Source organism: Massilia sp. 2TAF26, from assembly GCF_052115005.1.
Classification (GTDB): Bacteria; Pseudomonadota; Gammaproteobacteria; order Burkholderiales; family Burkholderiaceae_D; genus Telluria.
The window spans coordinates 1-399 of record NZ_JBFRFV010000130.1 but is presented as its reverse complement, the minus strand read 5'-3'; the positions used below and the strand labels follow the sequence as shown (position 1 = coordinate 399).

Below are 399 nucleotides of genomic sequence, written 5' to 3'. Positions count from 1 at the left end.
GTGCTGGGCCGCGAACTGTTCGACTTCGCCTTCCGCGAATACGCGCGCCGCTGGAAGTTCAAGCGTCCGACCCCGGCCGACTTCTTCCGCACCATGGAAGACGCTTCCGGCACGGACCTCGACTGGTTCTGGCGCGGCTGGTTCTACACCACCGATCACGTGGACGTGAGCGTGGACGGCATCAGCGAGTACACGATCGGCACCAAGGATCCGGAAATCGAGAAGGCCTGGAAGCGTGCACGCCGCAACGAGGAGCCGGTCTCGATCACCGACCAGCGCAACAAGGGCACGCTGGAGCGCCGCGTCGATGCGCATCCTGAACTCAAGGACTTCTACAACGAGCACGACGACTTCACGGTCACCAACAAGGACCGCAACAAGTACAACGAGGCGATGGAA

Annotated in this window: 1 pseudogene; it reads left to right on the top strand. The window is 62.2% G+C overall.

The window, feature by feature from the left end:
- Positions 1–399: pseudogene (locus tag AB4Z32_RS27790) on the top strand (aminopeptidase); the annotation flags it as partial.